This window comes from Nocardioides rubriscoriae (assembly GCF_008087085.1).
GTDB classification, from domain to species: Bacteria; Actinomycetota; Actinomycetes; order Propionibacteriales; family Nocardioidaceae; genus Nocardioides; species Nocardioides rubriscoriae.
On the sequence record NZ_VIYJ01000010.1, the window covers coordinates 1 to 26,148 of the forward strand.

The following is a 26,148-nucleotide window of genomic DNA, read 5'->3' on the forward strand; positions in this document are numbered from 1 at the left end:
CTCCACGGCTACCTCGGCGACGTCCCACCCGACGAGTACGAGGACACGTTCTACGCTCGTGCCAGGACCGACCAACCCCTGGTCGGAATCCAATAGCCCGAGCCTCTACAGAACCCAGGGCGATTCACCCTGACCCAGCCCGGCTCTTGCGCGGTACCGACTCCTACACCGACACCGACTTCGACCTACTCCTCACCGTCGCCGACTGGTTCACCCACAACGACGCAACCGGCTACACGCCCCGACAAGTCCCCATCCCCGGCGTCCACGCCAAGTGGCTCAACACCCACCAGCCGCACATCCTCGCCCTCACCGGACACGGCACCCTTGGCCTGCTCCCAGACCACCCACAGCGCATCCACTTCACCTACCTCGACCCTGACCATCGCGCGGGGGGAGGACGCTGGCACGACTCCGCCACCGTCGGCGACCACTACGCCCCCTGCTACCAGCCGCAGGTAGTCGTCATCAGCGAGAACAAAGACACCGCCATCCACTTTCCGCGCATCCCCGGCGGCATCGCTGTCGAAGGAGGCGGGTTCGGCGGCAAGACCGCTGCCGCATTCTCATGGCTCACTGGTGCACCGCGCCTCTACTACTGGGGTGACATCGACGCCCACGGCTACGAAATCCTCAACGGCTGGCGAGCCGACGGCGTACCTGTCACCAGCATCCTCATGGACCTCGACACCTACGACCGGTACGAGCCCTACGGGACCAACACCGACGCACGTGGGCAAACGCTCGCCACAGCCAGCCGCAAGCCGCTTCCACACCTCACCAACGACGAGCGTGGCGTCTACGAACGCATCACGGACCCACAGTGGACTCGACACCGACGCATCGAACAAGAACGCATCCCCCTGACGCTCGCGGAACACGCCCTCGCGGCTGCAACATCGTTTCGACGCTGACCGGGGGCACGTGTCTGAGCGGACGCCGATAATGGCGGCATGGACCTGTGGACCGCCCCAGTGCTCGACGTTCGAGCGCTGCTTCGCCGTGAGCGTGCGGACCTGCTGCGCTTCATCGGCTCGTTGACGGACGAGGAGTGGTTCGTTGAGACGCAGGTTCCCGGTTGGACCGTCAAGGACTTGGCGCTTCACATCCTTGACGACGACCTCGGTTGGTTGTCCCGTGGACGCGACGGAGACTCATCCGGTCGTCTCGACGTGGGCGACTCGGGTTTCGTTGCCGCGTTGAACCGGAAGAACGAGGACTGGGTTGCGGCTGCACGCCAGTTGAGTCGGCCTGTTGTGGCGGGGTTGCTCGGTTGGGCGGGCGAGCAGATGGACGCCTACTACGCGACCCAGTCGCTCACCAGCCAAGGACGCGTGGCGTGGGCGAACGACGAGCCGGTGCCCAACTGGTTCGACATCGCGCAAGACCTGACCGAGCGGTGGGTGCACCAGATGCAGATGCGCGAAGCGCTCGACCGTGTGGAGACGTACGCCGACGACTACCTGTCTGTCGTCATGCAGACGTTCGTGTGGGCGTTCCCGCACCAGTACCGTGCGCAGGCAGCCTCCGGAGCGCGCATCCTCCTCGACCTCGGGACTGACGACCGGTGGACGCTCACGAGTGACGGAACGCGATGGGAACTAGGCCCGTGCATCGACACCGACATGCATGACGCCAAGGTGCACGCCCAAGCCGCACACGGTTGGCGATGGCTCACCGGGGGCACCGTTCCCGCCGGGACTCTCCTCACCTCTGGCCCAGCCCACCTCGTCGAGCCGCTCGCCAGAATCCGAGCGGCCCTCATCTGAGACTTTCGCTTGCGTCCGGGCCACATCCGGCCGGATGCTGGCGATGCGCGGGTGGGCTGGTGCGCGGTGATCAGGCGGACCAGCCCGCCTCGCCGTGAAGAGTGGGCGTTGTCCATGCCCATGGGGTGCCGCATCGAGGAGGAGCGAATCCCGCTAGGCGTCGCAGCGCAAACGTCTCTTGCAGACGCAGGCAGCCGAACTCGCTAGATCGACACCGGCATACGGCGTGTCATACCGGGAGAGAGCGCCCAGAAATGCTCCCCTAGAAGGTGCAACGCGTCCGCGTTGCACACGGCAGGCGTATCTTCCCCGCGCCGAACGGCCTAGGGGAGCCCTGCATGCCCGGAACACCCGGACCCCGCCTCAACGGCGGTGACCCGCACGCTAGCCACGCGCTGGCTGTGCGTCGATGCGACACGCCGATGCCGGGAACGACTGAAGCCGGAGTCGTTAGAGACCACTGGACTCACTGGACCCCAGTGAGCCTGTGGCGACCCCAAGAACTGTCGGTGGGCGTCCCTACCGTGAGGACAAGACTCCGAGAGGACAGGCCGTGACGACCTACACCGCTCAACAGTTCGGCAGGACTGTCCGTGACGACTTCAACAACCGGCGAAGCCGCAACAACGTCTTCGAGCACGCCTCCCTGCGCGCCTCCGCTGGACTCGCGTTGGAATCCCGTGCCCTCGGACACCCTGACTTCGAGAGACTTGCCATCGGTGAGCGAGCCACCGCCCCGATGGTGGCGGTCTTCCTAGACCTCTCAAAGTTCACTCGCCGAACCTTCTGGGACGACCAAGACGAGACAGTCGACCTCGCCCACGCTGTACTAACCGGATTCATCGAGGTGGTGACGCGGTTCGGAGGCCACCCGCTCGGGCTACGCGGCGACGGCCTCTTCGCTGGCTTCAGCCCGGGTGATCGAGCCTTCACCGCAACCATGGCGCTGAGCGCCTCTGCGTTCGCGCTCAACGCCGTCCGCAACGAGGTCAACCCCTGGCTCGACCAACGCGGGTTCGAACGCATCCAAGCACGAGCAGGACTCGACTACGGCGACATCACCTTCGTGCGCACCGGCAGTCGCACCAGCAGCGAAGTGAACCCCCTCGGCTTCGCCGCCAACTTCGCTGCCAAGTGCGAGAAGACCGCCGACTCCTGGGAAATCGTCGTCGGCGAAGGACTCCGAAACCTGCTGCCCAACGAGGTCTCGCACTTCTCTAACCACAAGTTCTCGCCCAAGCGTTACACCCGTGGCGACGAGGTACGTCGCTACTACTTCTACGACTACAAGTGGGAAGCGACCGTGGCCCACCTCTCCGGCGTCACCGAACAACTCCATGGACACCCAACCAGCCAGATCAGCGCCCGATAGGAGAACGGCCCATGACCATGTCAACCCTGCTCAGCCACTTTGGCCTCGACGCGGAACGGTACGTCACCACCTCCGGGCAAGTCGTCTTCGGCGGCGTTACCACGAGTGCCGCTGGACTCACCCACGCCACCCACGGCCCGGTCACGTCTGTTGCCAACCACACGTTCCACGGTGGCGACGATCCCGTGGACGGGGGACACGACCACTGGTGGAGCGACGACGTGAAGGCTGTCCGTCACATCGTCGCCATGAAGCAAGCCTTCCCCGGGTTCAAGTACGTACGCGGCGATGACGACATCGCCCCCTATTGGTTGGGGGACATCGACACCGGACGTGGCGTCTTCACCATCGGGGTCTTCCTCCGCAGAGACGAAGGACTCCCGTTCGTGACTGTCATCAGCAAGCAGCCGCTCGGTCGCCCCGCCGGTCGACGGTTCGTGCGATCTCCCCACCTCTACGACAGCGGCAGCCTCTGCATCGCCGACCAGTCCGACTGGGACCCCACCGTGCACACCGCCGCGACTGCCACCGCTTGGGCCGCACACTGGCTTGCTGCCTTCACCGAGTGGCGCATCACGCTCAAGTGGCCCGTAGACGGAGTCCACGTTGCGGCCTAGAAGACGCCCCGCGCCAACGCCACCACCCCCACCGGCGGCGGCTCCAGAACCAGCCCCTGACGCCAAGCCAGCCGACGGTGCCTTCCAGTCGATGGACCAGATCGGGCACTGGGTCCGATTCGCCGACACCAAGGCAACCATCCTCGTCGCCGCCGTCGGCGTCATCCTCACCATGCTCATGACGAACGGCGACACCATCGTCGAGACGGTCGACCTTGGCAGACCGGAATCCACGGTCATCTACGCGCTCAGCACCATCGTCACCCTGTCGTTCCTTTGGACACTGTTCTGGCTCCTCCGATCCATCAGCGCCCGCCGCACTACAACAGGCACCGGCATCAACCGGTTCGCTTGGCCCACTCTCACCAACACCGACGGCCTTACCCTCGTCAAGCACGGGCGAGACAACGATGTTCGTGAGGACGCGTGGCAACAGGTCGCCGACCTGTCGCGCCTCGCCAAACGCAAGTTCCAAGCGTTCAACCGAGCACTCGTTGGGTTCGGAGCACTCATCGTCGCTAGTGCTGCGCTCGTCGGCTTCGCCATCGTCGCTGGTGCTGAACAAGTCCCAGAGCCGGAGCCCTCACCGGTCGAGAGCACCGCCACCCCCGCTGCCCGGTAGCGATGGACTGCCTTCGTCACGGGACGAGTCGCCCTCCGGTGACTTTCGGAGTGACTTTCGGATGACATCTGACAGCTGAGCCGAGGACTAACCCCTTGAGGGCCGGGCACCGATGGTGCCCGGCCCTGAATGGGTATGCGGCAACTCAGATGACGAGGCTGCACCGACTCATCACCGGCCCGCCCCCGCCGGGGCCCGTCAGCGACCGCAGGCGCCGTGGCGGAGCACTCAGGACGCCAAGAACTGGTCGTATCGGAACGCAATCCTCTGGATATCCGGACGGTCGCTGGCTGCCTTTGGCAGCCACAATTCGCGACCGTTCATCTCCTGGAGGCCGTGGCGCAGCATGGGGCCATCGATCTCGTCGAGCAGCGAGCTGTTGATCTTGACCCGAAAATCTGGCGTGATCCCCAGAAGATTCTGATCGTAAGCGGCGTGATGAATCTTGCAGAGGCTGAGACCGTTCGTGATGATGGCGTCGCCCATATCGTCGCTGTCGCCGATGATGTGTGCCGCATCGAGCAGTGGAGCCTTCTTCAGCACACACACGGCACAGCGCGTCTCATAGGCCAGCATCACCCGTGCGCGGAACGCCGGTTGATGGACCCGTTGCATCACAACCCGCTCGGCATAGCGGCGCTCGATCTCCGACCGCATGGCGATCGCCGGGAGTGCTTGCAGCGATAGGTCGACCGCAAGTGTGAACTCGCGCGACTGCACGTCGTCTGCGACTACGTAAACCGGGTAGATGGGAGCGTACGCGTTCGGCGCAACCTTGTGGAACCGGATCACCGGTAAACCAAGCTCCATCGCTCTACGGAGCTTCACGTTCTTCCCGCCGGCGGGACCCGACTGGTAGTGGTACCGGAGCATTCCGCCGATCTCCGTGTCGGCGTACGGTCCATCGGGCGACGTCACTATGGAAAGGGTCGCGGTCAAGTGACTTGGGTTCCAGATTCCGCCGCGACCAGGATCAACCACTCGTCGGTAAATGCCGTCAGGATGCAACACCGATGTGAGCTCAGACCACCGGAGGAAACCGCCGTTGGTCTCGGCACGTCGCATGAGTTCTTGCGCAATTGCTTCGCGGAAGTGCACTTCGAGCGAGGACTCTTCGGCGCTGGGCACGCGCCGAGCTTAGACCCGGAGTGGCGCCCATGGCCGTCGCACGTCGAGTGGGCCGCCTCAGAACAACCAGACGTCAGCCGACAGATGCGTGCGCAATGGGCGCGCTCGGCGAGCTCAGCAGTCACTGACTCAGTGTGTGGCTGGTCGTAGCGGTCCCTGTCGATGCGCCGGCTGTGCACCGAAAGCCGAGGTGCGTGCCGCGGCTGTCCACAGGTCCGGACGTCACGGTGGCGGTCACCGAGTCCACGGCTCCACAGTCGTGGCTCCGCGACCCCAGGAGGATCTATGGGCTCTCGCCCCTGCCTTGTCGGCCCCGTCGACATCTTCGCGCTACCCAACCTGCCACGAGCCGACGGCGACGCGGTCTACCCCACCTCCCGGCGGGCGTGATGGGCCGCCGGAGCAGGGCCCGTCGCGCTGAACGGGAGCGGCCGCGTCCGCGACCCGCTGCCGGGGACGGACAGCCGTTCGGCGATCCCGGGGGGCCGCCGCGCGATAGACCGCACGTGCCCGACCTCGAGGCGATCCTCCTGGCTCGGATCGACCGGGCCTGGGCCGTCGGCTGGCAGCCCCGCGAGCTCGTGCGGCACGTGCGTCGTACGACGTCGGCGCTCGCGACCCAGCTGGTCGCGCTCGCGACCCGGGCCGACCACGCGGTCCGTGTCGACCAGGCGATCGACGCACGCTGGGTCGAGCAGGTGGCCGAGCTCGGGGCGCGGACGATGTCGACGCGCGACGGGTGGCTCTCGAGATGGAGTGAGCACTACAGCAGGGACGACCTGACCGTCGGACGGGCCGTTGGCGCCGTCCTCGAGCTGCTGACCAGGCTGCCGGTGCTCGACGTGCTCATCCCACCACCGGGCAGCCCTCCGGCCTCCCGGGTGCGGGGCCTGCCGGTCGACTCGCCGGGTGACGACCCGGTGCTGCGACGGGTCCGCAAGCTCCTCGCCAAGGCCGAGTCGACGTCGGACGAGCACGAGGCCGACAGCCTCACCGCCAAGGCCCACGAGCTGATGACCAAGCACGCCATCGACCAGGCCCTGGTCGATGGTCCGGAGCCGTCGGACCTGCCGTGCACGGTGCGGGTGCCGATCGACGCGCCCTACGTCGACGCGAAGTCGTTGCTCCTGCAGGTCATCGCCGAGGGGCAGCGGTGCCGGGCGATCTTCCACCCCCGGCTCGACCTGAGCTCGGTCATCGGCCACGCGGGCGACCTCCGAGCGGTGGAGCTGGTGTTCACGTCGCTGCTCGTGCAGGCGCAGCACGCGCTGGCCGCCCGCGCCGGTGCCGCCGGCGGCCATACGCGCACCCGGTCCTACCGCGCGGCGTTCTACGTGTCGTTCGCGCGCCGCATCGGCGAGCGTCTGGCTGCGGTCACCGCGACGGTGCTCGCCGAGGTCGACGACGGCGAGCACCTGCCCGTGCTGCAGGCGCGCGAGGTGGCGGTCGTAGCGGCGTTCGACGAGAGGTACGGCGAGTCCCTGACCAGCACCGCGATCCGCGGCGGTCACGACGCACTCGGACACGCGCACGGCCGGCAGGCGGCCGACGCTGCGGTTCGGGTCCGCTGCGATCACGACGTAGGGGCGCCGTGTGGACCGCCAAGGACTTATCCACAGATCGCGAATCCCTACTACCGCAAGGGTTCTGAGCGGCGCAGGCTGCTCGCATGTCTCGGAACCCGAAGTCACCCAGGTCCCCGTCCACCCGGCCGTTCCGCTCCGTCGCGAGCCAGATGACGGTCGACGACCACCTCGCCGTCGAGGAGGCGTCCGCCGCCGAGCTGCGCGGCGACTGGGCCACGGCGTTCGACCGGCACCGGCGCGTGCCGATGTTCGCCGAGTCGCAGCACGGCGCTCACCTGCGGCTGATGGCCGACCTCGGCGACGCCGCGCCCGACTGGCTGCGGGCCCGCTTCGTGAGCACCCTCGTACGCCGGTGGGAGGGCTACGGGCAACCGCGGCGCGCCGGTCGCGTGCTGGGTCACGTGGTGCCGATGGTCTATCCGCACGGCATCCCCTTCGACGCGATCGGCTGCGCGCACCCAGAGCAGCTCGGGGCGTGGATCTTCAGCAGGGACTGGGTGGTGCGGCAGGCCGACGCCTACGACCTGGGCGGTCTGCAGGACCTGCTGCACCTGCCGGCCGCGGCGGGCGCGATCGCGACGGCGCCGCGGGTCGCGGAGTGGGCGCGGGCCCCGATGGGTGGCTTCCGCATCGTCGGCGCTGACGGTGCGGAGATGGTGGTGGCGGACGCCGTGACGGGGGAGCAGGTCACGCTCCTCGACCTCGGGCTCACCCACCACCTCGAGGTGGGCACGCACGTGCTCGGGCGCATCGTGCCCACCTCGCACCCCCCGGGCCGGCTCTTCGACTGGCGGCCGCTGCCGGTCGACGAGGAGACCGCGACGGCGATCGCGCGCGATCCTCAGCGCTGGTTGAAGATCCTCGCCGCCCGCGCCCACTGGCGCAGGCTGCCGCAGGCCTTCTCCCACCTCTCCGACTCCTCGCTGACCGCCGACCTGCCGCGGCACGCGTGGGGCGCGCTGCTCGGCCACCCGGTCGACGGGCTCGAGCAGATCCCGCGCACACTCGCCGCGCACGCGCTGTTCTCGGTGCTCGGTCTCGACGCCGACGTCATACGCCGGCAGCGGCACCTGGTCGCGGAGCTGCTCCTCGACGAGGCGGTCGACGAGCACACGGTGACCCGGTTCGCGGCTCCGTCGTACCGGGCCGGGTGGCAGCAGCTGGCGGCCGCGGTGCCGTCGTACGCCCGGCGGTGGTGCGACCAGGCGCTGTGGCTGATCGACGCTGCGACCGATGAAGGGCTGGCCGGCTGATGTCGAACCGGAGGAAGACGTCTCGGCAGCGGCAGGCCAAGCGAGCCACGCGGCCCCCGGCCGACGACCACCCGCTCGACGGGATGATGCCGTGGATCTGGGCGATGCAGGACGCCGACGAGGCCGAGCGCCGTGGTGACGCTGCCGCTGCGCTGGCCGTGATCGAACGCCGCCTGCTCGGGCCGGATGGGGAGGTGTTCTGGAACCCGCCGCGCGTGCGCCGCCTGCACCAGCTGCAGGACCTGGGGTCCGCCATGCCGCGCTGGGTGACGTCGCGCTGGATCCTGGCGCAGGCCGTGCAGGCCCTCGACGAGCGCGACCCGGCCGCGAGGTCGAAGCGACTCCACGCGCTTGACATCGCTCGGGAGCTGTCCGGGGCGTTCGGCGACGAGGAGTGGACCGCGAGCCTTATGGATCACGACTGGTTCTACCGGCAGGTGCTGCTGTACGACGGGGGAGCGCTCGAGGACTTCGTGAGGCGCACCGCCACGCCGGACCTGGTTGCTGGCGCGGATCGCATCGCAGACTGGGCTGCAGCCTCGATGGGCGGCTACCTCTACCTGGGCGCGACCTGTGGCCGGTCGAGCTGGACCGACCTCGCGACCGGCCGGGTCATCACCCTTGACGACATCGGTGCGGCCTCGATGCTCCTGCCCGACCTTCCGGTGCTCGGGCGCCTCGTGCCGGCCGGTGCCGGGCTCATGTTCGAGTCCGCTCCACTGGAGGCTTCGCTCGAGGTCGCACAGGAGGTTGCTCGTCATCCCGCTGCGTGGCTCACCATCGTGCGATCCGCGGGAGACGTGTTCCGCGACGGCGAGATCATCTCCCACGTGGATGACTTCGGGCTGGTCACCGACGTCCCCCGGATGCAGTGGCTGACCTGGCTGTCGCAGTGGCGCCCGGAGCGGGCACGCGCCCTTCAGGCGGACGTCCAGCTCCTGGCGAGGACCGTCATCGACCGCACCGCACGCGAGCTCGGGCAGGGCACGCACCGCTTCCTGCCGGAGGGCGAGCAGTTCGACGACGAGGAGCACGCAGGGTGGGAGCCCTGGGTGTGCCTGTCCGCGCCGTTGCTCGAACCGGGCGTGCCCCAGGCGCTGGCACGGGTCGTCACCCCGGCCGATCTCCCGGTCCTGGGGGAGCTGCGAGACCGGGTGACCGGCCCGGCGCGATCCCTGCTGGCGCGGGTCACGGGTGACGGGACGGTCGCAGCGTGACGTCACGTCACGAGGAGGCCCGCCGGCCGACGTGGACGGTCCAGAGCGTCTTCGACCCCGACGGCGAGGGCCGGGAATTCGCGTACACCATCGGGCTCGACGAGCTCGGTCTCCCCGAGCTGCACCTGTGGGGACGCCCCAGTCTCGGCGAGGACCCGGGTGAGGACTGGATGTTCAGCCCCGATGACCGTTGCCGGATCCTCAACGAGCTGGCCTGGGGCGTCATCGACCGCACGATCAGCGTCGGCACCGAGCTGGTCCGCACCTACGACGACGGTGCAGCGGTGGTGCGCTTCGAGGTCGGGCCACCGGGTGACATCGAGGAGCTCGAGGCCTACGGCGTCGCGCCCGGCGCGACCGTGCTGCCGGTCAGGTGGTCCCTGACCCGTCCTCCGGACGGAAGGCCGAGGACGCTGAAGGGTCATCACCTCGCCGAGGCGAGGACCTTGTACCGCCAGGTGCTCACTAGCCTCGGGCCCGAGCACGACGTGCCACCTGGCTGGGAGCTCCAGGCCAGACCGTCCTGGCGGCGTGAGCAGCGTTGGGGTCCCCTGACGCCGGTCGTCCTGGCCAGGGCTGCCCAGCTGTGGCAGGCGGACGCTGAGAGTGTCAGCCTGCTGGTGGGCAACGCCGTCGACGTGAGGGAGGCGTCTTCGCTCACCTGGCCGGCCTCCCTGGCGAACGCCGCGGCAAGGCAAGCCGGGCGACGCAAGGAGGTCCGGCGGCTCTACGACGACGTGCCAGATCTCGTCGACCACGTGGTCGATGCTCCCGGCTCGCGGCGTCGGTGGGCTGAGCTCATGGAGATCGTCTGGGGAGCCGACGACGGTGGGCCCGACAAGGCTCGTCGCGCGCACGCCGCGGTCCGCTCGCTCCTGCACGACGTCACCGCAGCCTGCTTGATGGTCGAGGCCGTCGCTGACGTGGTCGACACCGCGACCCTGACGCACGCACGCGGGCCCTGGATCGCGGCTCTGAGTCCAACCGACGACCTACCGCCGGGCAACTGGGCCTCAGGTCATGTCCTCGATGCGCTGCGCGACCTCATCGCACCTCTGAGCCTGACGCAGCTCGGCGAGCTCGCCCACCTGCACGCACTCGCCAGGGAGGGCGAGTACGCCGATGACTACCCGCTCCTGGCCATGCGGCTGCGTGGCTGGGCCCTCACCGGACCCGCTGGGTGCCCGTGGCGCGCGACCATCGGTCGGCACGCCGAGTGGACGGAGCACGCCGTCCTGGCGGCCCGGTTCCTGGGACGCGCTGCCGCCCCGCACCACGACCTCCGGGACTGGACGTCGGTGGTCAGCAGCGCACTGACCCATCGCTGTCGCCTGTCGGCGGAGGACGTGGACGCCCTGGCGGCGCCTGTGCGGCACCTGCTTCCCGGTCTCGGTGCGCTCCTCAACCAGCCGTTGTAGGGCCCCCGGGGGACATCGGGCTGCGCCCCACCCCACCACGCCCGCGTTCAGCAGGACCAACGTCCTGTGACGCCGCACCCGTCGACCCTGGGCCGCCCGCGTCGTACGGGGCACCGTCTGGGGTGGAGTCGTCCGGCTCCGTCGCAGCCCCGGAGGTAGTTCCCGTGAACCTGTCTGCCGCCGCGTCCCGAGCGGGCGCAGCCCTCGTCCTGGTAGCGGCTGCTGTCGTGGGGGTTCCTCAACCGGCCTCGGCCGACCCCCTCGGCATCACCCTGGTCCACCTGCGCTCCTCGACCGTCGAGCTCTCGGTCGTGTGCCCGACCGATCCGCCGACCAACGTCCTGGTCTACGCCGGCGCCAGCCAGCCCCGGTCGGTCGGGGTGCTGCCGATCGACTGCGTCGGCGGCGGGGTACCCCAGACCGTCGTCGTCCCCCTCACCGAGACCTTCGCGGTCGGGTCGACTGTCGACCTCTCCGCCACCGTCTCGGGCGACAGCGGTGAGATCAACGCCTGGTTCCCCGGAACCGTCGTCGAGGCCGACACGTCGGTCCTGCACGCCCCCGGCCGGCCCAGTCACGTGCACGTCCACGCGCGGGTGCGCCGGGTGGCCGTGACGTGGCGGAACCCCGTAGCGGATCCCTCAGCGCCCGTGGAGGGATTCCGGGTGTGGATGTGCGGACACCGGGTCGAGGTGTCGGCGCACACACACCGTGTCGTGATACGCGGTCTGCTCCCGTCGCGCCGGTACACCGTCCACGTCGCGGCCCACAACGACGCCGGCCGTTCGCCGGTGGCCTCGACGATCTTCCGGACGCACCGCGCCTGACGGTCGTTCCTGGGCCTGTGGACGGTCAGGGTGCGGCCGGGGCGACGAGGGTGGGCTGGACCTCGACGATCGTGAGAGCGACTGGTGTGCCGGTGACGGTGAGGGTCTCGGGGATGTCGATCCAGGGGCCGTTGTTGACGCGGTAGCGGCCGGTGTAGACGGTGTCGAGCGCCGGGTTGGCGGTGCCTTCGTAGAGGTAGCTGTGGGTGACGTCGCCGCGGGGGTAGGGGCCGCCGGGGCTCTGGGTCTGTACGGCGTCGGCGTCGTCGAAGCGGTAGACGTAGCTGGCGGGGGTGGCTTCGATCTCGACGGCTTGTCCGAGGATGCGCACGGTCTGGGTGGAGGGGCGGGTGTTGTCGGTGTAGAAGTAGGTGGGGAGGTTGACGGCGGTCTTGAGCCCTGGGGGCTGGATGCTCAGGGGGCTGGGTGGCCAGCTGATCGACTTGAACTGTCGTAGGACCATGCCGGGGGTGATGGCGCCGAGATTGTCGGCCTGGGTGTCGCTGAGGCAGGTCTGGCCGTAGCGGATGCCGTCGCGGTAGAGGTCCATGATCCAGCCGGGTTGGCCGTCGTCGGAGAAGCAGGGTTGGCCGCCGTGACAGATGGCTTGACCTTGTTGGTCGGCGCCGCACTGCGGGTTGACGGTGTAGACGTGACCGTCGCCGTTGGCACCGGAACCAGCGAAGAGAGCGGAGGTCTGAGAACCGGTGAACTCGCATGTGCGACTGGCTCCACCGAGGTCGTAGGTCTCATCGCACGTCGGGTCTGCATGCGCTGGTGCTGCCACCGTCACCAGAACACCCACTGCGATGGCAATGGCGAGCGCGATCCGCGTCATGACGCCAGCTGCGCGGTTTCGTCGATGAGCCAACCGGTCGCGCTCTCGGTCAGCGTCACGAGGTAAGTGACGCGGCCGCCATCAATTCGCTTGCGAGGTCCGTTTGCTCGTTCTTGATAGGTCGTTGGCGGGGAGTCGACAGTTACCGCGTACTCGCTCTGCGAGCCGTTGTGGCGGGCGATCTTCACGATGTCCCAGCCATCCCACTGGATGCTGCCACCGGCGTCGTAGTACCGCCTGACGGTCTCCGTGAGCTTCTCACACGACTCACACGAATCAGCGAGAGCGAGGTAGAGCTCAGTCTCTCCGCTGTTCTCCATGGCTGCCTCAGCCTTTGCGTAGCGTCGGATGAACGCCTGAGCCGACTCGGGCTTCGGATGCTCGGTCGGCGAACTGGATGGCGGGTCGGAGGTGGGGGGAGCCGTGGGGCTCGAGGAGTCGGAGATCGGGTCGGCGACCTGTGGGTCGGCGGCGCTGCAGCTGCTGACGGTGAGGGCCAGGAGGAGGGTCAGTGTGAGGACGGTGTGGCGTCGTGTCGCGGGCCTCAGTCGCATGGTCGTGTCGGTGTTGGGGGTCATGGTGCGGTGGGTGCGACGAGGGTGGGTCGGACCTCGACGATCGTGAGGGCCAGTGGGGTTCCGGGGACGATGACGGTTTCTGGGATGTCGGTCCAGCGGCCGTTGTTGATGCGGTAGCGGCCGGAGTAGACGGTGTCGACCGATGGGTTGGCGGTGCCTTTGTAGAGGTAGTTGTGGGTGATGTTGCCGCGGGGGTAGGGGCCGCCAGGGCTCTGGGTCTGTATGCCGTCTGCGCTGTCGAAGCGGTAGACGTAGCTGGTGGGGGTGGCTTCGATCTCGACGGCTTGTCCGAGGATGCGCACGGTCTGGGTGGAGGGCCGGGTGTTGTCGGTGTAGAAGTAGGTGGGGAGGTTGACGGCGGTCTTGAGGCCGGGTGGCTGGATGGTGAGGGGGCTGGGTGGCCAGCTGATCGACTTGAACTGTCGTAGCACCATGCCGGGGGTGATGGCGCCGAGGTTGTCGGCCTGGGTGTCGCTGAGGCAGGTCTCGCCGTAGCGGATGCCGTCGCGGTAGAGGTCCATGATCCAACCGGGTTGGCCGTCGTCGGAGAAGCAGGGTTGGCCGCCGTGACAGATGGCCTGACCTTGTTGGTCGGCGCCGCACTGGGGGTTGACGGTGTAGACGTGACCGTCACCGTTGGCGCCGGAACCAGCGAAGAGAGCGGCTGTCGCCGAGCCACTTACTTCCTGGGTTCCGAAGACGTCGCCCAAGTTCGTGTCAATATCCGTGCCACCGTCACCGACTGCTGGTGCAGCGATCCCGATTGCGAGAAGGATCGTCACGATCGCGATATGAGCTTGTTCTTGTCGGTGACGAGCCACGAGTCTCCCTTCCTCTCGAGCTCCAACACGTACTTGCTCTGTCCGCCTGGAAGACGCTTCTCAGGTGCGTTGGCTGCTTCGCGGTAGACCGTCGGCGTCGAGTCGACGACGAGGAGGAAGGCGTTCCGCGATCGGTCGTAGCTGCGAATGCTGAGTACCTTCCACCCGCTCCACCTGATGGCTCCACCAGCGGCGTAGTAGGCGTCAACGGCGTCAGCCAGGCTGTCGCACCCCACGCATCCGTCACTGATCGCGCGGTATGGCTGCGTGTCCCCAGAGTTCTGCATGTCGCGTTCGAGGTCACCGAACCGCCTCAGGAACGCCTTAGCCGACTCAGGCTTCGGATCCTCGGTCGGCGAACTGGACGGCGGGTCCGAAGCGGGCGTGGCCGTGGGGCTCGGCGGATCGGACGCCAGGTCGGCGACCTGCGGGTCGGCGTCGCTGCAACCCCCGAGGCCGAGCACCAGCAGCAGGGCCACCGCGACCAAGGAGTGGTGTTGCATCGCAGACCTCGAATCCCATGAGGCCGTTCCCCGAGAACGGACGTGCGGCCGAGAGTAATCAACGCGCAGCCCACGCGACAGTGCCTCCGTGGAAGGTTGTGGACAACCGCGCGCTCGACTGACGGTCCACGGCGTCCGGTCCGCCGACGGGTTCCGTCCCGCGCGCGGGCGGCGTGCGGCACAGTGGCGGGATGAGTGACCTGCCGAGTCTCGAGGTGGCCAACGCGTCCTTCGTGACGCCGCGGCTGGTGGTCGGTGGCGATCTCGACCAGCACGACGACCAGCTGGCCCAGCGCCAGCTCGGCGAGCTGCTCGCCCACGGGGTCACCCACGTCGTCGACGTCCGGATCGAGGCCGACGACCAGCAGTGGGTCGCGCGGCTGACCGACCGGGTCACCTACCTGTGGCACGGCATGGACGACCTCGGCCAGCGGGTGCCGCCGGCGTGGTTCGAGACCGCGGTGGCCTGGGTCGAGGACGCCCTGGCGGACCCCGACACGATCGTCGTGACCCACTGCCACATGGGCATCAACCGGGGTCCGTCGCTGGGCTACGCCGTGCTGCTCGCGCAGGGCTGGGACGTGGTCGACGCGATCGCAGCGGTCCGGGAGGCCCGCCCGATCGCGGCCGTCGCGTACGCCGAGGACGCCCTGCGCTGGTGGCACGACCGCTCCGGCGCCTCGGCAGCCAGGCGCCGTGAGGACCGGGCCCGGCTCAAGGCCTGGCGGCGCGACCACCCGCTCGACGTCGTACGCATCATCGCGCAGCGACGGCGCGCCGGGGGCTGAGCCCCCGACAGGCTCAGCCGCAGTTGTCGCACTCGCCGGTCGGCGGGATGGCCATGAAGCAGGTCGGGCACACGTCGGGCTCGGCCTCCTGGCGCGCCTTCTTGCGGCCGCGGCTGAGCACCATGTCGTAGCGAGGCGAGAGCGCGGAGTGGCCGCCGTCGGCCGGCATCGAGGCCTCGGCCCAGCGGTAGCACTCCATGCGCGCCTCGGCGGCGTGCCGCTCGAGGGCGACCTCGTCGTCGATCGGGTCCTGACCCGTGACGCGCAGCACCTCGGCGTACGGCGCGCCGACGGTGCCGTTGACGCGGTGGACGACCAGGGAGGTCAACGGCGGGCGCCCGGCCTCGTGGTCGGCGGCCGCGGAGATCGCGAGCACGCGACCCAGCCAGGTCTGCGGGTTGCTGCGGGTGCGGACACCGGTCTCGTCCTGCAGCCGCCCGGCGAAGTCGGTGTGGCTGATGAGCGCCTGGTAGGTCTTGGCGACCTGGCCCAGGACGGTCGGGGCGTGGGCGGCCCAGATCGCCTCGGCCTCACCGGGCGCGAGGGCCTCGGGCTCGGCGGCGACGGCCTCGCCGTCGGTGTCCAGGTCGTCCTGGACGGCTCCGTCAGCCGGGTTGTTGGTGGCTGGCTCACGCCAGTGCGTGGAGGTGACAGTCATGGATCCCGGTCCCGGACTGCGTGAGCGGCACGTGGGCGTGCGGCCTCCACGCGGGTCCGTCACCTCCAGCCTAACCCCCGACCGTGCGCATCGCCCCTTCGCGCCGGGGGTCGGCGGCGGCCACGAGGTGACCGTCGCCGCGTACCAGCGCAGCGCCGACACCGCCGTAGTACATCGTCGGCTCGGTCTCCTCCCGCACGACCTCGTCGGGCCGGCCCGCCCGGTGCATGTGGACCCGTGGGTGGTCGACGGCGTGGGGCAGCGGGGCCCCGGCGAGGTAGCGAGCGAGGACCTGCGTGATCGCCGTGGTGATCCGGTCGGCGCCGGGGGACCCGATCGCCAGCGTCGAGCCGTCGTCGTGGCGGGCGACGGTGGGGGCCATGTTGGACAGCAGTCGCGTGCCCGGCGCGGTGGCGTGCGGGCCGCGGGGGTTGAGCTCCTGCTCGCCGAGGCAGTTGTTGAGCCAGATGCCGGTGCCCTGCGCGACCATCCCGGAGCCGTAGCCCGACGACACGGTGACCGCGCAGGCCAGCCCGTCGGTGTCGACGGCCGAGACGTGGGCGGTCGAGCCCGACTCGAGTCGCTGCAGGTACGCCGTCGCGTCGGCCTCGAGGTCGGTGCTGTGCTCCAGCACGTCGAGGCGGTGGCCGAGCACGCGGCGCTGGGCGTCGACCAAGCGGGCGGTGGCGTCGGGGGCGTCGGGCGACCAGCCGTCGAGCAGCCGCATGATCGCGCTCACGACGACCCCGCCCACCGAGGGCGCGGGCGTCGTCGCCAGCGTCCACGGGCCGAGGCGGGAGGTGAGGGCCGGGCGCACGACCGGTCGGTACGCCGCCAGGTCGGCCGGTCCGAGCAGCCCGCCGCGCGCGAGGACGTCGCGGCTGATCGCGTCGGCCAGGTCGCCCTCGTGCATCGCGCGCGGGTCGCGGGCGACCTGCTCGAGCGAGTCGGCCAGGCCCGCGACGACGACGAGGTCGGTGGTCAGCTCACCGTCGGGTCCGGCGAGGGCCGCGCGGCTCGCGTCGTCCCAGCCGAAGACGTCGTCGCGCACGTAGTCGAGGTAGTAGCGCGTCGCCGAGCCGAGCCGGAACCCGGAGCGGGCGACCGCGACCGCCGGTGCCACCACCTCGTGCCACGGCAGCCGGCCGTCGCGTGCGTGCGCCTCGCCGAACGCGGCCACCGACCCGTGCACCGCGACCGACCCGGGCCCGATCGTGATGTCGACGCCGCCGCCGTACTCGGTGGAGACGTCCCAGGTGCGGGCCGCGTGGCGCTCGGCGTCGGTGCGGCCGCGGCCGGGCACGTCCATCCAGCCGTCGACGGTGTAGGCGGTCGCGCTGCCGGCCGAGGTCGGCGGCTGGACGGTGACGAAGCCGCCGGAGCTCAACGACACGAGGCCGACCTCGTTGACCATCGCGACGAGCGCGGCCGCGAGGGCCACGTCGACCGCGTTGCCGCCCGCGCGGGCGACCTGCTCGGCGGCGTCGGCGGCGACCTCGCTCGGGGCGGCGACGGCGACTGCGGGCATGCGGGTCAAGGTAGCGACCCGGTCGGCGCCGCCGCTGTAACTCACCGTTACGTGCACTTCCCCGCCCGTAGACCGGCGGGGGAGTGCCGGTAACGGTGAGTTACAGCGGGCCGCCTTGCCGCTCCGGACGACCACCAACCGTGCACAGGTCGGGCTCCTCGGGGGCTTCTCCACAGCCTGACGGGCGCGCGTGGTCGTGGCGGGCGCCCAGGGGCGACGGTCGGCGGCATGACCTCTCGGACCCGCTCCCTGCCTGCCCTGCTCGTCGTCCTCGCGCTCGTGTGCGGGGCGCTCGCCCTCGTGGTCGCCCCGCCCGGCGGCACCCCACCGGCAGCGGCCGCGACCCGGGTCGACAAGGACGACTGCCGCAGCATCGACCCCAACCTCGTCCACGGCGCCTGCCTGCGCTACTCCGGCCCCGGCGGCGACCGGCTCACCTGGATCGGCAGCTACCGCGCCCCCGACGGCCGGGTCTTCTTCTGCATCGACTTCCTCTACGACTCCCGGCTGCCGCGGCGTGCCGAGCGGGTCTCGACCCGACGGCTGGTCAACCAGATGGGCGCGCGCGTGGGCGACGCCGAGGTCGCGGCGCTCAACCACGTCGTCTCGACGTGGGCCGGGCGCGGCTCGACCGGCGACGACGACCGTGACGCCGCCATCGCGCTCGTCGTGCGCGAGGTGATGGGTGACGGGCTGGCCCCCGGAGGACTGGTCGTCTACCCGGCGGGGCTGTCGGTGGGCGAGCGCGTACGGCCGCCCGTCGGCGGGCTCGACGGGCTCGATGCGTCGGTGGTGCGGCTGGCGCGGGCGATGTGGCGTGAGGCGTCGGCGCGGCGGGGCCCGTGGCGGGTGCGCTTCGACCGCGTCGGACCGGGCCCGGTCCGGCTCGGCCAGGTCCGCGACTACCGGCTGTCGGTGGTGTCGGCGTCGGGGCGGGCCGTGCCCGGCGTACGGGTGCGGCTGCGGTGCACCGGTCCGGTGGCCTGTCCACGGCCGGTGGTCACCGGCCGGCGCGCGGTCGTCGTGCGGGTGCGGCCGACCGACGTCGGGCGCTACCGCGTGGTCGCCGCCGCGACCGGTCCCGCCCCTGACGGGGTGCTCTACCGCCAGCGCGGCTGGTCGACCCACGCCGGCGCCACGGCGTGGCCCGCGGGGGTGCAGCGCGGCTGGATCGCCCAGTCCCGCACCGCCGAGGCGGCCGTGGCCGCGACGGCCCGGGTCCGCCTGGCGCAGCCGACGGTGGCGACCACGACGTCGGCGCCGGTGCTGACCCCGGGTGAGTCGGTCCACGACGTCGTCACCGTGACCGGTCTGCCCCCGGCGTACGACGGCACGGTGGTCGCCGAGCTGCACGGCCCGTTCGCGACGCCGCCGGGCCCGGCCGACTGCACAGCCGCGACACTCGCCGACCAGGTGGGCTCCCGGGTGACCGCCGACGGCACCTACGACACCCCGCCCGTGGTCGTGGACTCGGTCGGCTGGTGGACGTGGGTGCAGCGGCTGCCCGGCGACCTCGACACGCTGCCGGTCACCACGCCGTGCGGCCTGCCCGAGGAGACGACGCAGGTCGTCGCGCGCGTCCCTGCCGTCACGACCGCCGTCTCCGACCAGCACGCGCTGGTCGGAGCCCGGATCTTCGACACCGTCCGGCTCAGCGGGCTCGTCGCCGACGACACCGTCGAGGTCCGGTGGCGCCTGCACGGGCCGGTCGCCCCACGCTCGGGCACGTCGTGCTCCGGCGTGGGCTGGTCGACCGCACCGGTGGCCGCCTCGGGGTCGATGACCGTCACGGGCAGCGGCTCCGTCAGCACGCCATCGGTGCTGCTGCGGGCCCCCGGCTGCTACACCTACAGCCAGGACGTGCTCGCCTCCGCCACCACCACGGCAGCCTCGTCGCCGCCCGGCCTGGCCGTCGAGACCTCGCTCGTCACGCGCCCGGTCACCCCGGTCGTGCCCGAGGTGGCCACCGGCCGCTCGACCCTCGGGCTGCTGCCCGGCCCGCTGCGGCTGCGCGCCGAACCCGACCCCTCGCCGTACGTGCCCCAGCGGCGTGCCGAGCCCCGGTGGCTGCGCAGCGACTACCGCGCCCCGGCGGGCCAGGAGCAGCGGACCACCGTCGGCGGCACGCTCTCAGTCGACCGTGTCGGCGTCCGGGTCTCCGTGGTCGGGGTCGGGCTCGACCGCGGCGCGGTCGCCGTACCCGACCGGCGCGACCGGATCGGCTGGCTGCGCACCACCGCCGCCCCCGGTGACCTGATCGGTGCCAGCGTCCTGGCCGGCCACGTGTCCGACCGACCTGGCGGGCTCGGCGCGCTGCGTGACGTACGCCGAGGCGACGAGGTGCGATGGAGCAGCGAGCACGGCACCGAGCGCTACGAGGTGCGCGCCGTACGACGCTTCGCCCGCTCCCGCGGTCTGCCCGCCGAGGTGTTCCGCACCGACGGTCCGCGCGTCCTCCACCTGGTCACGTGCTCCGGCCTGCGACGTACGGCGGACGGGCGCATCTACTACGTCGACAACCTGGTGGTCACCGCGGTCCGCGTCGGGTGAGCCTTCAAGTCGGGGCCTAGCTGCGCCGATGAACAGGTGTGGCTCAAGACGTGGGGGATGCCGTGGTCCGCAGGCGGTGGGACGACGCCGAGCATCTCGAGCCCCCCGTCGTGCTCGGCGAGGCGTGGGCCACCGACGAGTGCGCCACGACGGCCGCCCTCAGCGGGCTCGGCCCGGAGTGGGTCGTCCTGAGCGACCTCGCCTGGCCCGGGCGCACCGAGCTGGGCATCGACCACGTCGTCCTGGGGCCCACCGGCGTCTTCGCCATCACCACCCAGGCCTGGACCGGCGCCGTCCGACTCAACTGCGGCGTCCTGGAGCAGAACGGCCGGCCCCAGCCCCACGTCACCGCCGACCTCACCGAGGCGGCGAGCGCCGTCTCCACCCTCATGGGCACGACCGTCCAGCCCGTGCTGTGCCTCACCGGACGACGCGTGGCCGGCCGGGCCGGGCAGGTCGTCGTCTGCTCGACGTACGGCCTGGTGCCGATGCTGGAGAGCCGCGCGTCGGCCCTGGCCGCCGAGGACCTGCAACGCCTCGGGTCCGACCTGCGACGCCAGCTGACCACACCACAGGCGTTGCGGGCCCGCGCCGACCGGCGCTCGTCGTTCCGCCTGGGTGGCCGACGGGGCTCCTCGACGGGTTGAGTCGGGTCGGGTCTTACAGCGGTCGATGATGATCCTGAGGATCAGGACTTAGAGACGCGCCGGCGCCGTGCGGCGGCTGTGGTGTGGTGAGCGTCGGTCCACGCGATCCACGCTGTTCGCAGCCGCGGGGACTGGACAGGCCTCCCGTCTCGCCGAGCACGAAGATCGTCGCGAAGCCATTTGGGTGCATGCACTGCGTCGATGGCCTCGGTCTTCGTGATGAGATTGCCCGTAGCCAGTGCGTGGCGTCCGCGTGCCATGGAGGTAAGTCCAAGATCCGCGAGATCGAGGTCGAGCCACCACCACGGGTGACGGACAGCTGCTGCCCAGTAGTCGGTCAGTTCAGCCTGCGCGGCACGACGAACGTTGCAACACGAGTACCAATAGTGGCTCGCTCAGCGGACCATCCGGGTCGAGGTCGAAATCAAGGGGGGTCTTCGGGTCCGCTGGCCAGGCCGCTCCGGTGTCTATGGGCCACGTCGCCCACATCAAGCGCAGCGAGTATCTGTCCATCAGTTCCTCATATACGTCGAAGCTGAGGGCATTCATCTGCGCAAGGTCCAGACCCTTGCCATACCCTCTTAGCGTCCAAACGAAGTCGTACATCGGCAGGTAACCCTGTGCCTCGAGTGTCTCCTCAAGGTCCATCACTAGTTCGGCGCGGATAGGTTTCATGCTGTTCATAGCAATGGGTTTCCTTCCAGAGGGACCTTGAACTTACTGCCGTTCTGCGACACCACGACGTAGTCGCCCAACGTCAGCTTGTTCTCCCGACTACCCCAGCGATACGCCTCCATCACGCGTATTTGTCTACCTCTGATGACGGGGTCGACGAAGACGAGACCGACCCCTTTAGAGGCTGGCTTCATTTCCCAGTGACTCAACAGCTCTCGGATGTCACGCCGTGACATCCCGCGCAGCAGTTGGGGGTCGAGCCGGGTTGGGTCGCCGAGTAGCGCCCGTACGCGGGCAACGGCCCCAGCGTCCGTGACGGCCGAATGCGACCAGGCCCTGATGGGCGCAATGTTTCGAAACGGGGTCAGCCTGTTCCGCACTTGCACCACCGCCTCGGTACCGCTCCGCAGTCCGGTAGCCGCGCCGGCCCCCCACAGACGCAGCGTCTCGACGAACGCCTTGAACTGAGGCACCTTGGCGGCGAGCTTGCCGGAGTTGATCCAGGCGGCGACCGCGTTGGTGCTGCCGCCGGTGACCAGGCCGAGGACGAAACCGGCCGCGGCGATCAGCACTGCGTCGCGGATCAGGTCGCGGACCAGGTCGAGGATCAGCTCACGCTGGGTCTCGACCTGGGTGGCGTAGTCGTCGCAGGCGGTGGCGAGCTGGGTGCAGGCCGCGGCGACGTCGGCGGTGCACAGGCGCAGGTTGCCGATGGCGTTGGTGGCGGGCAGGACCTCGGGGGAGCGTTCCTCGAACAGCGACGTGATAGCGCCGCCGGTCTTGTCGCTCACCACCTCGAGACCCGCGGCGGCCGCGCGCCACGCCGCGGCCGTCGAGCGCAGGCGGTCGACGTCGGCGTCGGGCCAGACGAAGCCCTCGACGTGGTCGAGGATGACGTTGGCCCAGCCCGGCAGCAAGGACGCGTCGCCGCCGAGCGACGACGGTGGCGTGGGGGAGGCGGCGCCGTAGATCAGGTGGGCCTGGGCCCGCGGCTCAGCCGTGAAGGTCTCGGTGTTGGTGATCGACGACCGCTCGGCGCGCAGGTGGTTGTCGTAGGAGCAGGCGGTGATCCGGCACAGCGAGGCCAGGCCGCCGACGACGTCGTCGCACGCGGCCAGCGTCGCCGCCGCGGCCTCGTCGTACGCCGCCGCGAAGTCGCCCGCGAAGGACGAGTCGCCCGCCATCGCGCCGCTGCCGGCGAGTGCGTCGCTGAGGTCGTCGGTGTGCACCGCGGCCCACCAGTTGGCGTCGGCCAGGTAGTCGGCGGCGCCGAGGTAGCCGCCGCCGTGGACCACGACCTTGGTCACAGCGACCACATCCGCAGGTTGGCGTCGATGGCGTCGAGGTAGTTGGCGCGCGCCGTCGACGCCGCCCGACGCATGTCGGCGAGCCCCTCGCGCATGAGCGCGAACCCGTCCTCCCACTCGGCCTGCGCCTGGGCCTGTGCGGTGGCGCTGAGCCCCGACCAGGTGGCGTGCAGGGCACGTACCCGCGACCGGACCCGGTCGAGCCCCTCGTCGCAGGCGTCCTCGCAGCGGCTGAGGGCGTCGATGGTGTCGAGGAGTTGGTCGAGGTCGACGGCGTACCCGGTCACGGCCGGGCCCCGTCGACCTTCGCGAGCAGCTCCCCGGCCAGGGCGCGCAGCGCGGCCGCCGCGATCGCGTCCTGCTCGACCTGGTCGGCGCGGCTGGCGGCGATCAGCTCGGCCATCGACGACAACACGGCCAGCACCTGGTCGCAGCCGGTGCGCCACTCGTCCCAGCCCGCGAGGTAGGCCGACGCCGCCCGGCCCGACCACCCTCCGTCGAGCAGGACGTCGACCGCGAGGTCCGTACGGCGGCGCTCGGCCTCGAGGGTGGACGCGACGTCGCGCAGCTCGGCGACGGTGGCGAGGAGGTCGGCGTGGACGAGTTCGATGGTCATGAGGAGCTCCCGAGCGAGGTCTGCAGGACTCGGTCAGCGTGGCCCGCAGAACGCCTCGGTGGAGGCCCGCGGAGCAATCTGTGGAGAACTCTCCGCGCTCTCCACAGCCACGCCGATCGGCCTTGTCCGACCGATAGATCCGTGCTGCGGGTGACACACTGGGCGCCATGCCGGACGACTTCGTGATCGCCCGCAACCCCGACGGCGACTCGACGCTGCCCTACCTGCTGCGCATCCCGCTGGGCGAGCGCGGGGTCATCCTCAAGGCCCGCGACACCTGGCCGCGCACGGCCAAGATCTACTGCCACCGGGTCGACGAGTGGCCCGACGACGTCGAGGTGGTCGAGCGGGTACCGGTGCGCAGCTGCGTACGCCGCGGCGCCTCCATCGACCTCGTGCTCGACCGCGGGCGCGAGAACCGCAGCCAGCTGGTGATGACGACCGTCAAGGGCGGGCGGCAGGCGATCTTCTGGCAGTCGGCGCGCACGACCAAGCAGGCCCGGCCGGCCGGGGCGATCCCGCGCGCCAGGGCCAGCGGGCTGCGCGACCTCGAGATCGTCGTCGACAGCCACGAGCGCTATGCCTACGGCTTCGGCGACCAGCAGGCCACGACCACCAAGGGCGCGTTGGTCGCCGGCGACTACGGCGTGCTGCGCGACGGCGCCCTGGTCGCCACGGTCGAGCGCAAGAGCCTGGCCGACCTGGCGTCGTCGCTGACCAGCGGCAAGCTGAAGTACCAGCTCGCCGACCTCGCCGTCGTGCCCCGCGCGGCCGTGGTCGTCGAGGACCGCTACTCCCAGGTGCTCACCCTCGAGCACGTCCGCCCGGCCGTCGTGCTCGAGGCCCTCGCCGAGTGCCAGGTGCGCTGGCCGCAGGTGCCCATCCACTTCTGCGAGACCCGCAAGCTGGCCCAGGAGTGGACCTACCGCTTCCTCGCCGCGGCCTGGGTCGCTGCCGCCGAGGAGGACCACGGCGTCGCCACGGTCACCGGGCTCGCCGACGCGCCGGTCCTCGCCCCGGCACCCGCGACCCCTGCCGAGCTGCGGGCCTGGGCTGCGCTCAACGGCTTCACCGTCTCCGACCGGGGTCGGGTCCCGAAGGCCGTCGCCGCGGCCTACGAGCAGGCGAGGGCCGCGCGACGGTGAGACCCACGCAGCCTGTGACGGCGTGGGTCACCCCGATGGACCCGAGCGGGACGGGCGCGACAGGGCACCGGGGTGTTCCAAACCCAAGGAGATCTCATGGCCAACGCTGCCACGCACGACAACTCCACCCACCGGACCGACTCCGGCAAGCCTGTTCGCACCTTCGCCCTGGTCGTCGGCGCGGTCTTCCTGCTCGTGGGCATCCTGGGCTTCGTCCCCGGGATCACGCAGGACCTCGACACCATCCAGCTCGCCGGGCACGAGAGCAACGCCAAGCTGCTCGGCATCTTCCAGGTCTCGGTGCTGCACAACCTGGTCCACGTCGCCTTCGGTGTGGCCGGCCTGGCCCTGGCCCGCAAGACCTCGACGGCCGTGACCTACCTGGTCGCCGGTGGCGCCGTCTACCTGGTGCTCTTCGTCTACGGCATCGCCACCGACCACTCCAGCGCGGGCAACTTCGTCCCGCTCAACGCGGCTGACGACGCCCTGCACCTCGTCCTCGGCATCGCGATGATCGCCCTGGGCCTCATCGGTCGCAAGATCTGGCGCGACCGAGACATCCGCCGCACCGTCTGAACCGGACGCGCCTCGCGACCCGGGGCGGTCCGGCCCCGTCCGGACCGTCCCGGGTCGTCCCGTGCGTCCGCGGGATCAGCCTGCGGGGGTCCGTCCGGGTGGTTGTCACTCGTTCTGCCACGCCCGGCCCGAACGTGGACTAGACAGATACCTGTGTACGACGCCTACCGCATCCCGGCCGCCCCGCCGCCGCCTCCGCCCCCGGCCAGGAAGCCGTTCTGGACCAGGCCCAAGGTCGGAGTCGCCGGGCTCGTCCTCGGCCTGGCCGTCGGGGTCTCGACCACCGGCGACGCCGAGTCCGAACCGAAACCCACCGCAGCCCCCGAGCCGCCGGCCCAGGTCGTCCCACAGGGCCTGACCCACGCCGAGGTGGACCAGCAGGTCGACGAGGCCGTCGCGGCGGCCACCGACGAGCTGCAGGCCGACCTGGTGACCCAGCAGGAGCAGGCCGAGGCCGACCTGCGCACGGTGCGCCAGCAGGCCAAGGCCGCGCAGTCGACCGCCGTCAGGAAGGCCGTGCGGCAGGCGCTCGCGCAGCGACCTCCGCGGGTCGTCGAGGTGCCGGTCGAGGTGCCCGCCCCGGCACCCGCACCCGCGCCGGCACCCGCGCCGTCCACGGACCCCCGGTTCGGTACCTGCGGGGAGGCCAACGACGCGGGTTACGGCCCCTACACGTCGGGCTCGGACCCGGAGTACGACTGGTACGACGACCGCGACGGCGACGGCGTGGTCTGCGAGACCTGAGGCCCGTCGGGTAGGCATGGGCCATGACTGACGCCGGCACCCGCCTCGACGACGAGCGCCGTCGTACGACGCGTCGCCTCGCGGTCCTGCGCGGCGACTTCGACGAGGTGGTCGCCGCGTCGCGCGACACCAACGCCGACGACGAGCACGACCCGGAGGGCGCGACGATCGCGTTCGAGCGCTCGCAGATCGACACGCTGGTCCGGCAGGCCGAGCACTCGCTCGCCGAGGTCGAGGCCGCGCTGGCCCGGCTCGACGCCGGGACCTACGGGCGCTGCGAGGTGTGCGGCCGGCCGATCGACCCGGCCCGGCTCGAGGTGCGGCCCACCGCCCGCACCTGCGTCGGCTGCGCATGACCAGCCGCA

The 26,148-nt window shown here is 70.5% G+C and carries 28 protein-coding genes; 17 read left to right on the forward strand and 11 right to left on the reverse strand.

Going from position 1 to position 26,148, the window contains the following annotated elements:
• Positions 1–146: 146 nt before the first annotated feature.
• The 5 genes from FZC61_RS17765 (at position 147) to FZC61_RS17785 (ending at position 4,380) form a co-directional block, all read left to right on the forward strand.
• The gene (locus FZC61_RS17765; RefSeq protein WP_170286166.1) at positions 147–914 is read left to right on the forward strand and encodes a DUF3322 and DUF2220 domain-containing protein; all 768 of its coding nucleotides are present in this window, start codon (positions 147–149) and stop codon (positions 912–914) included.
• Positions 915–953: 39 nt separating this feature from the next.
• Positions 954–1,769, forward strand: coding sequence for a maleylpyruvate isomerase N-terminal domain-containing protein (locus FZC61_RS17770; protein WP_148615523.1), 816 nt, complete (start codon positions 954–956; stop codon positions 1,767–1,769).
• A 553-nt stretch (positions 1,770–2,322) separates the two neighbouring features.
• The gene (locus FZC61_RS17775; protein WP_170286167.1) at positions 2,323–3,141 is read left to right on the forward strand and encodes an adenylate/guanylate cyclase domain-containing protein; all 819 of its coding nucleotides are present in this window, start codon (positions 2,323–2,325) and stop codon (positions 3,139–3,141) included.
• An 11-nt stretch (positions 3,142–3,152) separates the two neighbouring features.
• Positions 3,153–3,758 carry a type II CBASS E2 protein gene (locus FZC61_RS17780; protein WP_148615524.1) on the forward strand — a complete coding sequence of 202 codons (606 nt, stop codon included), beginning with the start codon at positions 3,153–3,155 and terminating at the stop codon, positions 3,756–3,758.
• 91 nt (positions 3,759–3,849) lie between these two features.
• Positions 3,850–4,380, forward strand: a complete 531-nt coding sequence (locus tag FZC61_RS17785; RefSeq protein WP_148615525.1) for a Pycsar system effector family protein — start codon at positions 3,850–3,852, stop codon at positions 4,378–4,380.
• A gap of 228 nt (positions 4,381–4,608) precedes the next feature.
• Here the strand turns inward: FZC61_RS17785 and FZC61_RS17790 are convergent, their stop codons facing one another.
• A complete protein-coding gene (locus tag FZC61_RS17790; RefSeq protein WP_148615526.1) occupies positions 4,609–5,508 on the reverse strand; it encodes an HNH endonuclease in 900 nt (299 codons plus the stop codon).
• A gap of 506 nt (positions 5,509–6,014) precedes the next feature.
• Between FZC61_RS17790 and FZC61_RS17795 the strand changes: the two genes are divergently transcribed.
• The 5 genes from FZC61_RS17795 (at position 6,015) to FZC61_RS23200 (ending at position 11,809) form a co-directional block, all read left to right on the forward strand.
• Positions 6,015–7,247 carry a DUF2786 domain-containing protein gene (locus tag FZC61_RS17795; protein ID WP_170286168.1) on the forward strand — a complete coding sequence of 411 codons (1,233 nt, stop codon included), beginning with the start codon at positions 6,015–6,017 and terminating at the stop codon, positions 7,245–7,247.
• On the forward strand, positions 7,244–8,347 hold the full coding sequence (locus tag FZC61_RS17800) for a hypothetical protein (RefSeq protein ID WP_148615528.1): 1,104 nt from the start codon (positions 7,244–7,246) through the stop codon (positions 8,345–8,347). Before FZC61_RS17795 ends, FZC61_RS17800 begins: the two co-directional genes overlap by 4 nt.
• Entirely contained in the window at positions 8,347–9,564 is a 1,218-nt protein-coding gene (locus tag FZC61_RS17805; protein WP_148615529.1) for a hypothetical protein, read from the forward strand. The genes FZC61_RS17800 and FZC61_RS17805 overlap by 1 nt, the downstream gene beginning before the upstream one ends.
• Entirely contained in the window at positions 9,561–10,982 is a 1,422-nt protein-coding gene (locus FZC61_RS23195; protein ID WP_170286169.1) for a hypothetical protein, read from the forward strand. The genes FZC61_RS17805 and FZC61_RS23195 overlap by 4 nt, the downstream gene beginning before the upstream one ends.
• A gap of 227 nt (positions 10,983–11,209) precedes the next feature.
• A complete protein-coding gene (locus tag FZC61_RS23200) occupies positions 11,210–11,809 on the forward strand; it encodes a fibronectin type III domain-containing protein (protein ID WP_170286170.1) in 600 nt (199 codons plus the stop codon).
• Positions 11,810–11,834: 25 nt separating this feature from the next.
• On the opposite strand, the gene FZC61_RS23975 is transcribed toward FZC61_RS23200, so the two are convergent.
• The 4 genes from FZC61_RS23975 to FZC61_RS17830 all read right to left on the reverse strand — a co-directional run bounded on the left by FZC61_RS23975 (position 11,835) and on the right by FZC61_RS17830 (position 14,525).
• On the reverse strand, positions 11,835–12,359 hold the full coding sequence (locus FZC61_RS23975; RefSeq protein WP_148615531.1) for a hypothetical protein: 525 nt from the start codon (positions 12,357–12,359) through the stop codon (positions 11,835–11,837).
• A 284-nt stretch (positions 12,360–12,643) separates the two neighbouring features.
• Entirely contained in the window at positions 12,644–13,225 is a 582-nt protein-coding gene (locus FZC61_RS17820; RefSeq protein WP_148615532.1) for a hypothetical protein, read from the reverse strand.
• A complete protein-coding gene (locus tag FZC61_RS17825) occupies positions 13,222–13,746 on the reverse strand; it encodes a hypothetical protein (RefSeq protein WP_170286171.1) in 525 nt (174 codons plus the stop codon). Before FZC61_RS17825 ends, FZC61_RS17820 begins: the two co-directional genes overlap by 4 nt.
• A gap of 257 nt (positions 13,747–14,003) precedes the next feature.
• Complete coding sequence (locus FZC61_RS17830) at positions 14,004–14,525, reverse strand: hypothetical protein (protein WP_148615534.1); 522 nt, start codon at positions 14,523–14,525, stop codon at positions 14,004–14,006.
• A gap of 215 nt (positions 14,526–14,740) precedes the next feature.
• Between FZC61_RS17830 and FZC61_RS17835 the strand changes: the two genes are divergently transcribed.
• Positions 14,741–15,337: a protein-tyrosine phosphatase family protein gene (locus FZC61_RS17835; protein WP_148615535.1), complete on the forward strand. Its 597-nt coding sequence runs from the start codon at positions 14,741–14,743 to the stop codon at positions 15,335–15,337.
• 13 nt (positions 15,338–15,350) lie between these two features.
• Here the strand turns inward: FZC61_RS17835 and FZC61_RS17840 are convergent, their stop codons facing one another.
• Together FZC61_RS17840 and FZC61_RS17845 are read right to left on the reverse strand one after the other, a co-directional pair.
• A complete protein-coding gene (locus FZC61_RS17840; protein WP_148615536.1) occupies positions 15,351–15,995 on the reverse strand; it encodes a hypothetical protein in 645 nt (214 codons plus the stop codon).
• A 70-nt stretch (positions 15,996–16,065) separates the two neighbouring features.
• Complete coding sequence (locus tag FZC61_RS17845) at positions 16,066–17,523, reverse strand: gamma-glutamyltransferase (RefSeq protein WP_148615537.1); 1,458 nt, start codon at positions 17,521–17,523, stop codon at positions 16,066–16,068.
• 228 nt (positions 17,524–17,751) lie between these two features.
• On the opposite strand from FZC61_RS17845, the gene FZC61_RS17850 reads away from it, so the two are divergent.
• Positions 17,752–20,073 (forward strand): class F sortase, encoded by a 2,322-nt coding sequence (locus FZC61_RS17850; RefSeq protein WP_148615538.1) that lies wholly within the window; start codon positions 17,752–17,754, stop codon positions 20,071–20,073.
• A 62-nt stretch (positions 20,074–20,135) separates the two neighbouring features.
• The gene (locus FZC61_RS17855) at positions 20,136–20,720 is read left to right on the forward strand and encodes a nuclease-related domain-containing protein (protein ID WP_170286172.1); all 585 of its coding nucleotides are present in this window, start codon (positions 20,136–20,138) and stop codon (positions 20,718–20,720) included.
• 342 nt (positions 20,721–21,062) lie between these two features.
• Here the strand turns inward: FZC61_RS17855 and FZC61_RS17865 are convergent, their stop codons facing one another.
• From FZC61_RS17865 to FZC61_RS17880, 4 genes are all read right to left on the reverse strand, one after another.
• Entirely contained in the window at positions 21,063–21,395 is a 333-nt protein-coding gene (locus tag FZC61_RS17865; RefSeq protein ID WP_211357316.1) for a hypothetical protein, read from the reverse strand.
• Between the two features lie 5 nt (positions 21,396–21,400).
• Positions 21,401–22,624, reverse strand: a complete 1,224-nt coding sequence (locus tag FZC61_RS17870; protein WP_148615541.1) for a WXG100-like domain-containing protein — start codon at positions 22,622–22,624, stop codon at positions 21,401–21,403.
• A gap of 74 nt (positions 22,625–22,698) precedes the next feature.
• Complete coding sequence (locus FZC61_RS17875; RefSeq protein ID WP_148615542.1) at positions 22,699–22,989, reverse strand: WXG100 family type VII secretion target; 291 nt, start codon at positions 22,987–22,989, stop codon at positions 22,699–22,701.
• A complete protein-coding gene (locus FZC61_RS17880) occupies positions 22,986–23,318 on the reverse strand; it encodes a WXG100 family type VII secretion target (protein WP_148615543.1) in 333 nt (110 codons plus the stop codon). Before FZC61_RS17880 ends, FZC61_RS17875 begins: the two co-directional genes overlap by 4 nt.
• A 167-nt stretch (positions 23,319–23,485) precedes the next feature.
• Between FZC61_RS17880 and FZC61_RS17885 the strand changes: the two genes are divergently transcribed.
• The 4 genes from FZC61_RS17885 (at position 23,486) to FZC61_RS17900 (ending at position 26,139) form a co-directional block, all read left to right on the forward strand.
• Entirely contained in the window at positions 23,486–24,463 is a 978-nt protein-coding gene (locus tag FZC61_RS17885) for an ERCC4 domain-containing protein (protein ID WP_148615544.1), read from the forward strand.
• A 96-nt stretch (positions 24,464–24,559) separates the two neighbouring features.
• On the forward strand, positions 24,560–25,039 hold the full coding sequence (locus tag FZC61_RS17890) for a DUF4383 domain-containing protein (protein ID WP_148615545.1): 480 nt from the start codon (positions 24,560–24,562) through the stop codon (positions 25,037–25,039).
• A gap of 153 nt (positions 25,040–25,192) precedes the next feature.
• A complete protein-coding gene (locus FZC61_RS23490; protein WP_211357317.1) occupies positions 25,193–25,783 on the forward strand; it encodes an excalibur calcium-binding domain-containing protein in 591 nt (196 codons plus the stop codon).
• Between the two features lie 23 nt (positions 25,784–25,806).
• Positions 25,807–26,139, forward strand: coding sequence for a TraR/DksA family transcriptional regulator (locus FZC61_RS17900; RefSeq protein WP_148615546.1), 333 nt, complete (start codon positions 25,807–25,809; stop codon positions 26,137–26,139).
• The last annotated feature ends 9 nt before the right edge of the window (positions 26,140–26,148 follow it).

Coding starts and splice junctions, on each gene's coding strand:
- FZC61_RS17850 (WP_148615538.1), top strand. CDS start 17,752: ATGACCTCTCGGACCCGCTCCCTGCCTGCCCTGCTCGTCGTCCTCGCG.
- FZC61_RS17890 (WP_148615545.1), top strand. CDS start 24,560: ATGGCCAACGCTGCCACGCACGACAACTCCACCCACCGGACCGACTCC.
- FZC61_RS17900 (WP_148615546.1), top strand. CDS start 25,807: ATGACTGACGCCGGCACCCGCCTCGACGACGAGCGCCGTCGTACGACG.
- FZC61_RS17785 (WP_148615525.1), top strand. CDS start 3,850: ATGGACCAGATCGGGCACTGGGTCCGATTCGCCGACACCAAGGCAACC.
- FZC61_RS17865 (WP_211357316.1), bottom strand. CDS start 21,395: ATGAAACCTATCCGCGCCGAACTAGTGATGGACCTTGAGGAGACACTC.
- FZC61_RS17840 (WP_148615536.1), bottom strand. CDS start 15,995: ATGACTGTCACCTCCACGCACTGGCGTGAGCCAGCCACCAACAACCCG.
- FZC61_RS17820 (WP_148615532.1), bottom strand. CDS start 13,225: ATGACCCCCAACACCGACACGACCATGCGACTGAGGCCCGCGACACGA.
- FZC61_RS17825 (WP_170286171.1), bottom strand. CDS start 13,746: ATGGACCTCTACCGCGACGGCATCCGCTACGGCGAGACCTGCCTCAGC.
- FZC61_RS17845 (WP_148615537.1), bottom strand. CDS start 17,523: ATGCCCGCAGTCGCCGTCGCCGCCCCGAGCGAGGTCGCCGCCGACGCC.
- FZC61_RS17835 (WP_148615535.1), top strand. CDS start 14,741: ATGAGTGACCTGCCGAGTCTCGAGGTGGCCAACGCGTCCTTCGTGACG.
- FZC61_RS17805 (WP_148615529.1), top strand. CDS start 8,347: ATGTCGAACCGGAGGAAGACGTCTCGGCAGCGGCAGGCCAAGCGAGCC.
- FZC61_RS17880 (WP_148615543.1), bottom strand. CDS start 23,318: ATGACCATCGAACTCGTCCACGCCGACCTCCTCGCCACCGTCGCCGAG.
- FZC61_RS23975 (WP_148615531.1), bottom strand. CDS start 12,359: ATGGACCTCTACCGCGACGGCATCCGCTACGGCCAGACCTGCCTCAGC.
- FZC61_RS17770 (WP_148615523.1), top strand. CDS start 954: ATGGACCTGTGGACCGCCCCAGTGCTCGACGTTCGAGCGCTGCTTCGC.
- FZC61_RS17800 (WP_148615528.1), top strand. CDS start 7,244: ATGACGGTCGACGACCACCTCGCCGTCGAGGAGGCGTCCGCCGCCGAG.
- FZC61_RS17885 (WP_148615544.1), top strand. CDS start 23,486: ATGCCGGACGACTTCGTGATCGCCCGCAACCCCGACGGCGACTCGACG.
- FZC61_RS17780 (WP_148615524.1), top strand. CDS start 3,153: ATGACCATGTCAACCCTGCTCAGCCACTTTGGCCTCGACGCGGAACGG.